Raw genomic sequence first — 9,587 nt, 5'->3', positions numbered from 1 at the left:
CCGGGCGCCGGGCGCGGACCGTCCTGTTCGGCCGCACCCCCGAACCGCGCCCCGGTGAGCGCACCGGCCCGCGGTTCCGCCTCCGGAGGCGCGGCCAGGGGCCCGTCGTCCTGGTCGGCGTCCTCCAGCCACGCGTACCGGGCCCCGCGGGGGCGACGCCGGGCCGTCGCGGCGGTACGGCTCCGCTTGCCCGGGGTGTCCGGGGCGTGGTCGCCGTGCGGGGCGGCGTGCGGGCGCGGGCCCTCCTGGGAACGCTGCCCCGGAGGTGGCTCCTCGCCCTGGTGGGCCTGCCGGGTCTCCCCGGGCCGGTCCGTGCGTCGCTCCCCCGCCAGGGACGCGAGGCGGTCCCGCAGCTCGGCTGCGCGAGCCGTCGCGCGGCTGTGGTCGTCCTGGAGCCAGGCCAGGTCGCGGGCGAGGCGCCCGGCTTCGGCGGAGCCCTCGGGAGCCGCGGCCGACCGGGCGGCCAGGTCGCGGGCGTGGTCCGCCGCGCGGGCCTGTTCGCGCACCATCAGGTCGAGCCGGGCGTGCAGCGCGGCCCGGCCGCCGGGGCGCCGGTCCCAGTCGGCCGCGGCGGCCCGGTGCAGTTGCCGGGCCCGTACCGTCTGGGCCCGCGCGGGCTCGTCGCCGCGCAGTGCGGCGAAGTCCTGGAGCAGCGACTCGACGACGTCCCAGGGCGGCAGCTCGGTGCCGTCGGCGCAGGCCCGGATGCCCTCCGGGTCCCGCCGCAGGAACACCCCGTACCAGCCCCCGCCCGGGTCGAGCAGCCCGGTCAGCTCCTGTAGCCAGTGCGTGAACGTCCCTGCGCCGCCGCTGACTCGATGCTCCACCATGTACGGTCCACGCCCCTGCCGTGCTCCGGTGCCGGCCCCCGTCCCAGGGCATTCGACCGAAGTCGTGTTACGGCGCGGCTACAGGGAGTTTTCGCCCGGGGAGCTTCCTCCTGTGTGTGCGGCCCGCGCGGCTGTGACGCCCGTCCGCCCGCACCGCGCGGCCCGGCCCTCACCTGCGCGGCGACCGCCCGGCGGGCCGCACCACCATCGCGGAGCCCCCGCCTCGGCGGACGGTCTCGGCGGCGGCCAGCCAGCGGCCGTCCGGGAGCCGCTGCACACCGGTCGCCGCGCCGATCTCGGCCACCTGCCGGAAGGCGTGGCCCCGGGCGGCCAGCCGGTCCCGCAACGGGCCCGCGGCCAGGCCCGGTTCGATGTCCGTCCGCGCGGTGTTCCGCTGGCTGGCGCGGGGCGCGGCGATGGCGTCCACCAGCGGCAGCCCCCGGTCGACGACGCCGGTCAGGGTCTGGAGGACCGTCGTGATGATGGTCGCGCCGCCCGGCGAGCCGAGCGCCAGCACCGGGCGTGCCCGGTGGTCGAGAACGATCGTCGGGGCCATGGAGGAGCGCGGCCGCTTCCCGGGACCGGGCAGGTTCGGGTCGTGGACGGCCGTACCGGCCGGTGCGAAGGAGAAGTCGGTCAGCTCGTTGTTGAGGAGGAAGCCCCGGCCCGGCACGGTGATCCCGCTGCCGCCCGTCGACTCGATGGTGAGGGTGTACGCGACGACGTTGCCCCACCGGTCGGCCGTCGTCAGGTGAGTGGTGTTCTCCCCCTCGTAGGTCGTCGGCGCGGCTGCCCCGGTCGCGGCGCAGGGCACCGGGTCGTAGGGGTCGCCCGGCGCGAGCGGACTGACGAGCGCCGTCGCGTCCTTGATCAGACAGCCCCGCGCGTCTGCGAACCGCTGCGCCAGCAGCCCCGTGACCGGGACGTCCTCGTGGGCCGGGTCGCCGACCCAGCGCCCCCGGTCCGCGAAGGCGATCCGGCTCGCCTCGACGAACCGGTGCAGGTAGGCGTCCTCACCGGCCGCGCCCGGTGTCAGGTCCGCGCCCTCCATGATGTTCAGCGCCTCCCCCACCGTCGTCCCGCCCGAAGAGGAGGGCGCCATCCCGTAGACGTCGAGCCCCCGGTACGACACCTTCGTGGGCCGCCGCGTCACGGTCCGGTACGCCCGCAGATCCCGGAGCGTCAGATCCCCGGCCCGCACATTCCGTTCGGCCCCCTCGCGCACCGGCGGACGGCGGACCGTCCGGACGATGTCCCGCGCCAGGTCGCCGCGGTACAGCGCCCCGGCGCCCCGGCGGCCGAGCTTCTCGTACGTCCGCGCCAGGTCCGGATTGCGCATCACCGCGCCGACGACGGGGAGTTCGCCTCCCGGCAGGAACAGCTCGGCGCTCGCCGGGAAGTCCCGGAACCGGGCCTCGTTGGCACGGGTCTGCTCCCGGAACGTGGCGTCGACGACGAACCCCTCCCGGGCCAGTCTCTCCGCGGGCTCCAGCAGCTCGCGCAGCGGCTTCGTGCCCCATGCCCTGAGCGCCGTGTCCCAGGTCGCCGGGGTGCCGGGCGTCCCGACACCCAGCCCGCTGGTCATGGCCTCGCCGAACGGCAGGGGCGCGCCGTCCTCGTCCAGGAACAGTGACGCGTCCGCCGAGCGCGGGGCGGTCTCGCGGCCGTCGACGGTGTGGACGGTGCGGGTCCGGGCGTCGTAGTGGACGAGGTAGCCGCCCCCGCCGAGGCCCGCGGAGTACGGCTCGGTCACGCCGAGCGCGGCGGCCGTCGCCACGGCCGCGTCGATCGCGTTGCCGCCGGACCGCAGCACGGCGATCCCGGCGGCCGAGGCGTCGGCGTCCACGCTGGCGACGGCGCCGCCGTGGCCGACGGCGACCGGTTCCTTGACGGGCGCCGGCGGCTGCTGGGGCGGTGGCACGGCGGCACCGAGGGCGATCGCCGTGGCCGAGGCGGCGGCGAGGGACGCGTACCGCGCGGGGAGACGGCGGAGCGAGAGACGGGGGCGACGACGGATTCGGAGCATCGGGGACTGACCTCCTGTCAAGGGCCGTCCACGCACGGTAACTTCGCAAGTCCGACCGCACCAGGACCCCTCGAACACGAGCGCGTGTCCCGGCTAGCATGCGCCCCCATGGACGAAGACCTGCGCGACATCGTGCTCGGCGTGCTCGCCACCGGGGTGAGCGCCTCACTCGGCTATCTCGCCCGGGCGGCGGTCTGGCGCAGGAGACTCCGCCGCAAACAGGCCTTCTTCGGGCTGCCGGGGAACGCCGAGTGCCTGCTGGTGGTGAACCGCGAGGCGAACGGCGAGGGCGTGCACCGCAACGACGTGTTCGCCCTGCTCGAACTGTCCGCGCTGATACGGGACTGCGACGCGCATGCCCGCATCGTGCGGCACGACCGGGCGCAGCAGGGTTTCGGGGAGCGTACGGAGTTCTGCCTTGGCGGACCCTACTCCAACCACCGGATGGGCGCTCACCTGCGGACCCTGCTGCCCGGGGTGTCGGTGAACGTCGAGCCCGGGCCGGACGCGGGCACCTTCACGATCGGCTCCGACACGTACCGGCAGGAGCCGAAGACCAGCGAGTACGTGCTGCTGGCCCGGCTCACCGCGGGTGAGGGCGGACGGCCGGTCTTCCTCTTCTGCGGACAGAGCTCCATCACCAACCAGGCAGCGACTCGGTATCTGGTCCGCCACCACCGCAAGCTCGCCCGGACGCACGGGCGCGGCCCCTTCGTCCTCCTCCTGAAGGTCGTCAACTCGGAGGCCTACGGACCGGACGTCGTCGAGCTGGTCGCGGACGTGACCCGGAAGGCGACGGCCCCGGCACCCGCGGCCGAACCCAGCGGAGCCGCGGCACGTACGTAGCCGAATGTCACAGACCTGTATCACCGCGGAGAATCTCCGACTTGTCGGGCAACCCTCCCCCTCCGACGCCCCTCTCTCCCCGCGACGAAGAGGACGCAGTCATCGCATCGGAGGTTGTCCCCTTGAGCCGCATACGTCCCCGCACCGCGCTCCGCACCGCCGCCCTCGCCGGTACGGCGCTGCTCACCGCGACCCTGACGGCCTGTTCGGGTGGCGGCGGCTCTGCCACCGGCAAGGGCGCTGACGGGGGGCAGGACGGCAAGGCGAAGCCCGAGACGCGGATCTCCGTCAACCTGACGGGCGAGGAGGCCGAGCCGGGCGAACCGGTGAAGGTCACCCTGGCCGAGGGCAGGCTGACCCGGGTGACCGTCACCGACTCCAAGGGCGCCTCGCTCGACGGCGAGGTCGCGGCGGACGGCAGGACCTGGACCTCGGCCCGCCCCGCCGCCCCGGGCACCGCCTACACGGTGGAGGCACAGGACACGGGTGGCGGCTCCGCGAAGGCGGACTTCGCGACCGCGGCCGCCGAGAAGGTCAACAAGCTGACCCTGGTGCCGGGCAAGAACTCCACGGTCGGCGTCGCCCAGCCGCTGTCGATCGTCTTCGACCACCCGGTCAAGAACAAGGCCGCTGTGGAGAAGGCCCTGAAGGTGAAGACCTCGGACAACACCGAGGGCTCCTGGGGCTGGATGCAGGACTGGTCCGGCAAGGACCGGGTCGACTGGCGGCCCAGGGAGTACTGGAAGCCCGGCACCAAGATCACGCTGGACGCCCGGCTGAACGGAGTGGACTCCGGACCCGAGGGCGGCTGGTTCGTCCGCGACTACACCACCGACCTCACCATCGGCAGGAACCAGATCGTCAAGGTAGACCTGGACAACCACCGGCTGAAGCTCCTGCGGGACGGCCGGCTGGTCAAGGACATCCCGATGTCGGCGGGCACGCCCGGCGGGGAGAAGGCGACCTGGCGGGGCAGGACCGTGCTGATGTCGAAGGAGGGCACGATCAACATGCGCTCCGAGACCGTCGGCCTCGGTGACGCGTACGACAAGATGGTCGACTACTCCATGCGTCTGACCTGGTCGGGGACGTACGCGCACGCCGCCCCCTGGAACGCCGCCCACATGGGCAGCGCCAACCGCAGTTCGGGCTGCATCGGGATGACCGACGCGGACGCCAAGTGGGTGTACGAGCAGGTGCAGGTCGGGGACCCGTTCGAGATCGACGGCCGGGACAACAAGGGCACGCAGGCACTCAACAACGGCTACGGGGAGTGGAACCTGTCCTGGGAGGAGTGGCAGGCGAAGAGCGCCCTTCGCTGACGTCGGCAGCCGCCTGACTGCACGTCATGTCACGTTCAGCACCGGTCGGTTACCGCCCCGCGATTGTTACCATCGCGTAACTCACCTGGTAGTTACCGGCAGTAAGCCATTCCGGTTACCGTCGGGTCACTTTTCAACGAACACGGACACCGTGAGGAGTGACCCATGGGACGCGCGCGCATGGCCCTGCGGACCGCCACCATCGGCACGGCCTCGGCCGCCCTGGCCTTCGGCGCGGTCCTCGGGCCCGCCCCCGTCGCGACGGCGCGGCCCGCCGCGACGGTGTCCGCCGAGGCGGCCGGTATACGGTTCACCGACATCACCGGCCACGACGGCACGGTCCTCAAGGCGAACGTCGTCGCACCGGCCACGGCCCCCGGGGAACGCCTCCCGCTCCTCGTGCTGCCGACCAGCTGGGCCACCCCGCAGATCGAGTACCTCGCCCAGGCCAGGAAGCTGGCCGACGCGGGGTACGTCGTCGTCACGTACAACGTCCGGGGCTTCTGGCAGTCCGGCGGCCGGATCGAGGTCGCCGGACCCCCGGACGTCGCGGACGCCGCCACGGTCGTCGACTGGGCTCTGGCCCACACCCCCGCCGACCCGGACCGCATCGGCATGGCCGGGGTCTCGTACGGCGCCGGGATCAGTCTCATGGCGGCGGCCCACGACCCGCGGGTGAAGGCGGTCGTGGCGCTCAGCGGCTGGGCCGACCTCATCGAGTCCATCTACAGCGGGCGCACCCAGCACCGCCAGGCCGTCGCCCTGCTCGGCGGCACCGGCTATCTGACGGGCCGCCCCAGCCCCGAGCTTCAGCAGGTCCTGCGCGACTTCCTGTCCTCCCGCCTGGACAGGGAACAGGACATGATCGACTGGGGCCGCGAGCGCTCCCCCGCCAGCCATCTGGACCGGCTGAACGCCAACCGCCCTGCGGTCATGCTGGGCAACGCCTGGGGCGACACGGTCTTCCCGCCCAACCAGTACGTCTCCTTCTACGAGAGGCTCCAGGGCCCCAAGCGGCTCGAACTGCGCCCCGGCGACCACGCCACCGCCGAGGCCGACGGCCTGCTCGGCCTGCCCAGCGACGTGTGGTCGAACGCCCGCCGGTGGTTCGACCACCACCTCCAGGGCGCCGCCAACGGCATCGACCGGGAGCAGCCCGTCCAGCTGAAGTCGCGGACCGGCGGAGGCTACGAGGGGTATCCCGACTGGCGCTCGGTCGGTGCGCGGGAACACCGGATCGGCCTCGGCCGCGAGCAGCACATCCACGCGGCCGTCGACTCCGGCGCCAACGGCGGTGTCGTCGTGCTGTCCAGCGCCCTCGACCAGCTCTTCCGGCTTCCCCCGACCGTGTCCGTGCCGCTGCTCCCCCGCTCCTTCGCCGCCGTCTGGAAGTCCGAGCGGTACTCCGGGCCCCGGCAGGTCCGGGGCACGGCCACCGTCCACACGACCGTCACCAGCACCAAGCCGAGCGGCACGTTCGTGGCGTACCTGTACGACGTCGGGCCGCTGGGCTTCGGCAAGCTGGTGAGCAACGCGCCGTACACCTTCCACGGCCGCACCCCCGGCCGGCCGTTCACCGTCGACCTGGACCTGTTCTCCACGGCATACGACGTCCCGGCCGGCCACCGGCTGGCGCTGGTGATCGACGGCGCCGACCCGCTCTACATCGACCACAACCCGTCCGGCGCGCGGCTGACCTTCTCCTCCCCGGCCGCCGACCCCTCGTTCGTGCGGGTGCCGCTGCGCGGGCGGTGACCCCCGGCCGCGACCGGGCAGTTCCCGGAAGACGGTGCGGACCGTGTGCTCCGGAAGGGGACTTCGCACCCCGGCAGGCACGGCACGGCGATGGCGGGACGCCCCGGCGAAGCGTCCCGCCGGCCCGTCACCCCTCGGCCGCCTCGCCGTAGCGCTGCGACAGCTCGGGCGAGCCGGTGACCGCCCAGTCGAGTCCCGCCGCGACCACGTCCAGCTCGCGCCCGGAGGCCAGCCGGACCACCGGGCGCCCGGCCGGGAGCACGTCCCAGACCGTGCCCGGCACGGTCCGCACGATCACGGTGCCGAGGTACAGCCCGGCGTCGTTGCCGATCCACGGCAGTTCCTCGGGGTCCTCGCGCCAGCGCGGCGGAAGCTGGTCCAGGGCCTCAAGGGAGCGCGGTGTGTCGTCGAGCCGCACCCCGGCGGCTTCGGCCCGGGTGCGCAGCAGGGCGCACTCGGACAGGAGGGCGGCGACCCCTTCCGGGTCCTTCTCGAAGGCGGTGGCAAGCGTCGCGTGCTGTCCGCCGCCACGCCGCTTGCGCCAGGAGTCCAGGAAAGGGATGTCCATACCGCCCAGCGTGGCACCGGTCACGCCGGACGGACCACTGGGCGCGCTCTACACCTCCAGGTCCACCACCACCGGCGCGTGGTCCGAGGCGCCCTTGCCCTTGCGCTCCTCGCGGTCCACGTACCCGTCCTTCACCGCGTCCGCGAACGGCTTGTTGCCGTACACGAGGTCGATCCGCATACCGCGGTTCTTGGGGAAGCAGAGCTGGCGGTAGTCCCAGTACGTGAACGGGTGGTCGTACTTCAGGGGACGCGGCACGACATCGCTGAGGCCGGTACCGCGCAGGCCCTCCAGGGCGGCCCGCTCGGGCGCGGTGACGTGCGTGGAGCCCTCGAAGGCGGAGCGGTCCCACACGTCCTCGTCGGTGGGCGCGATGTTGAAGTCACCGAGCACCGCGAACGGGCGTTGCCCGGCCGCGTCGTCCGCGACGGCGCTCTGGAGCGCCTCCAGCCAGCGCAGCTTGTACGCGTAGTGCTCGTGCGCGACCTCGCGGCCGTTCGGCACGTACACCGACCAGAGCCGGACCGGGCCGCAGGTCGCGGAGACGGCCCGGGGCTCCTGGACGCCCTCGTACTCGGGTCCGCCGGGCAGGCCGCGGACGACCTCGTCCAGGCCCACCCGGGAGACGAGCGCGACGCCGTTCCACCGCCCGGTGGCGTGCACCGCCGACTCGTACCCGAGGTCCCGGAGCGCGTCGGCCGGGAACTGCTCGGCGGTGCACTTGGTCTCCTGGACGCACAGCACGTCCGTGCCGCTGTTCTCCAGCCAGGCCAGCAGGCGCGGGAGCCGGGCGGTGATCGAATTGACGTTCCAGGTGGCGATACGCATGCCGGACAGCCTAACGGCGCCCTCTGACAACCGGCGTGCGACAGCCTGGTCCGGGCTAGAGCTCGGTGTAGGCCCCCGGGGTCAGCCGCCGGTGCTCGGCGCCGCTCAGATTGCCGAGGGCCGTGTCGTAGACGGGCCGGGCGAGCGGGGCGAGCAGGGCGTCGTGCACGTCGATGGTGCGCGTCGGTTTGACCTCGCGCACGTAGTCGATGACCTCGGAGATCTTGCTCCAGGGCGCCATAACGGGGAGCATCAGCGTCTCGACGGGCCGGCCGGGGACGGTGAGGGCGTCGCCGGGGTGGAAGACGGCGCCGTCGACGAGGTAGCCGACATTGGTGATCCGCGGGATGTCGGGGTGGATCACGGCGTGCAGCTCGCCGTGCACCTCGATCTCGAATCCGGCGGCGGTGAAGGTGTCGCCGTCGCCGACGGTGTGGACGCGGCCGGGGAAGGCGGCGGAGATCCGGTCGGCGACGCTGCGGAGCGTCCAGATCCCGGCGTCCGGCCGGTCCTCCAGCGCGGCACGGAGGCGGCCCTCGTCGAAGTGGTCGGGGTGCTCGTGGGTGATCAGGATCGCGTCGGCGCCGAGCGCGGCGTCCTCCTCGCTGAACCCGCCCGGGTCGATGACGAGGGTCCTCCCGTCCTTCTCCATCCGGACGCAGGCGTGGGACTTCTTGGTCAGCTTCATGCGCCCATCCTGCCTCCTCGGCGGCCGTCAGGGTGTGGTCGTGGAGACGACGTAGACGCGGGGGACGGCCGGATCGGTGAGATCGACGGTGATGTCCCGGGTGGGGCGCGGGTCGGGGTTGGTCTCGGTGGCACCGGCCCAGTCGCGGCCGGTGCCGGTGAAGTCCCAGCCGACGATACGGGTGTCGCGGGCGCTGACCGTGATGTCGCCGTGGTCCAGGGCGGAGCGGCTGGTGCCGGACCGCCTCAGATACGTGTCGAGCCCGGCGGCGCTGGTGGTGAACTGGACGTAGAGCCTGCTGGACTTCCAGTTGCTGGTCTCGAAGTAGGCGACGTCCTTGGCCCCGCCGGGAATCGGCACCTCGTAGATACGGCGCTTCATCTTGGACGGCCAGCCGTCCTGGAGACCGGTGGCCGACGACTCGGCCTGCTTGTCGCGTCCGCTGGAGCGGCTCTGCTCCGCGGAGATCAGGAAGTACGTGGTGGAGGCGACGACGAGGAGCGCGATCACCAGTGCGGTGAGCTGGCGGCGGCGTGTCCGGGCCCGCCGGTCCTCCGGCTCCCGGGGGGACGTGCCGGGGGCTCCCGGGCGGGCCGTCGGAGTGATGTCGGCGGGCGTGGTGGGAGTCGTGGTCATGCCGGGGCTTCCTGGGCTCATGCCTGGGGGTTCTGGGTGGTCGGGTCGGAGGTCTGGCCGGTCACGCTGCCGTTCCGGGCGCCGGAGC

Annotated in this window: 8 protein-coding genes and 1 pseudogene; 3 read left to right on the top strand and 6 right to left on the bottom strand. The window is 73.2% G+C overall.

Features of this window, described 5'->3' with window-relative positions:
- Positions 1-830, bottom strand: a pseudogene (locus I3F58_RS25580) (UL36 very large tegument protein); the annotation flags it as partial.
- Positions 831-999: 169 nt separating this feature from the next.
- Positions 1,000-2,856: a gamma-glutamyltransferase gene (gene ggt, locus I3F58_RS25575; protein ID WP_240111056.1), complete on the bottom strand. Its 1,857-nt coding sequence runs from the start codon at positions 2,854-2,856 to the stop codon at positions 1,000-1,002.
- A 108-nt stretch (positions 2,857-2,964) separates the two neighbouring features.
- Here ggt and I3F58_RS25570 point away from each other — a divergent pair, with 108 nt between their 5' ends.
- The 3 genes from I3F58_RS25570 (at position 2,965) to I3F58_RS25560 (ending at position 6,779) form a co-directional block, all read left to right on the top strand.
- Positions 2,965-3,702 (top strand): hypothetical protein, encoded by a 738-nt coding sequence (locus tag I3F58_RS25570; RefSeq protein ID WP_240111055.1) that lies wholly within the window; start codon positions 2,965-2,967, stop codon positions 3,700-3,702.
- Positions 3,703-3,824: 122 nt separating this feature from the next.
- Positions 3,825-5,024: an Ig-like domain-containing protein gene (locus I3F58_RS25565; RefSeq protein WP_240111054.1), complete on the top strand. Its 1,200-nt coding sequence runs from the start codon at positions 3,825-3,827 to the stop codon at positions 5,022-5,024.
- 165 nt (positions 5,025-5,189) lie between these two features.
- Entirely contained in the window at positions 5,190-6,779 is a 1,590-nt protein-coding gene (locus I3F58_RS25560; RefSeq protein WP_240111053.1) for an alpha/beta fold hydrolase, read from the top strand.
- A 127-nt stretch (positions 6,780-6,906) separates the two neighbouring features.
- Here the strand turns inward: I3F58_RS25560 and I3F58_RS25555 are convergent, their stop codons facing one another.
- Genes I3F58_RS25555 through I3F58_RS25540 form a run of 4 tightly spaced genes read right to left on the bottom strand, consistent with a single transcriptional unit; the run spans position 6,907 to position 9,499 of the window.
- Positions 6,907-7,347: a DUF6278 family protein gene (locus tag I3F58_RS25555; protein WP_240111052.1), complete on the bottom strand. Its 441-nt coding sequence runs from the start codon at positions 7,345-7,347 to the stop codon at positions 6,907-6,909.
- Positions 7,348-7,395: 48 nt separating this feature from the next.
- Positions 7,396-8,175, bottom strand: a complete 780-nt coding sequence (locus I3F58_RS25550) for an exodeoxyribonuclease III (protein ID WP_240111051.1) — start codon at positions 8,173-8,175, stop codon at positions 7,396-7,398.
- 55 nt (positions 8,176-8,230) lie between these two features.
- A complete protein-coding gene (locus I3F58_RS25545) occupies positions 8,231-8,863 on the bottom strand; it encodes an MBL fold metallo-hydrolase (RefSeq protein ID WP_240111050.1) in 633 nt (210 codons plus the stop codon).
- A gap of 27 nt (positions 8,864-8,890) precedes the next feature.
- The gene (locus tag I3F58_RS25540) at positions 8,891-9,499 is read right to left on the bottom strand and encodes a hypothetical protein (protein ID WP_240111049.1); all 609 of its coding nucleotides are present in this window, start codon (positions 9,497-9,499) and stop codon (positions 8,891-8,893) included.
- Positions 9,500-9,587 lie beyond the last annotated feature (88 nt).

It is taken from the genome of Streptomyces sp. MUM 203J, assembly GCF_022414595.1.
In the GTDB taxonomy this organism is placed as follows: Bacteria; Actinomycetota; Actinomycetes; order Streptomycetales; family Streptomycetaceae; genus Streptomyces.
The sequence above is the reverse complement of the archived record's forward strand: the minus strand, read 5'-3'. Positions and strand labels throughout refer to the sequence as shown.

Bases quoted from the DNA above. Each gene is read 5' to 3' on its own strand.
- ggt (WP_240111056.1), bottom strand. From the start codon at position 2,856: ATGCTCCGAATCCGTCGTCGCCCCCGTCTCTCGCTCCGCCGTCTCCCC.
- I3F58_RS25570 (WP_240111055.1), top strand. From the start codon at position 2,965: ATGGACGAAGACCTGCGCGACATCGTGCTCGGCGTGCTCGCCACCGGG.
- I3F58_RS25560 (WP_240111053.1), top strand. From the start codon at position 5,190: ATGGGACGCGCGCGCATGGCCCTGCGGACCGCCACCATCGGCACGGCC.
- I3F58_RS25555 (WP_240111052.1), bottom strand. From the start codon at position 7,347: ATGGACATCCCTTTCCTGGACTCCTGGCGCAAGCGGCGTGGCGGCGGA.
- I3F58_RS25550 (WP_240111051.1), bottom strand. From the start codon at position 8,175: ATGCGTATCGCCACCTGGAACGTCAATTCGATCACCGCCCGGCTCCCG.
- I3F58_RS25545 (WP_240111050.1), bottom strand. From the start codon at position 8,863: ATGAAGCTGACCAAGAAGTCCCACGCCTGCGTCCGGATGGAGAAGGAC.
- I3F58_RS25540 (WP_240111049.1), bottom strand. From the start codon at position 9,499: ATGACCACGACTCCCACCACGCCCGCCGACATCACTCCGACGGCCCGC.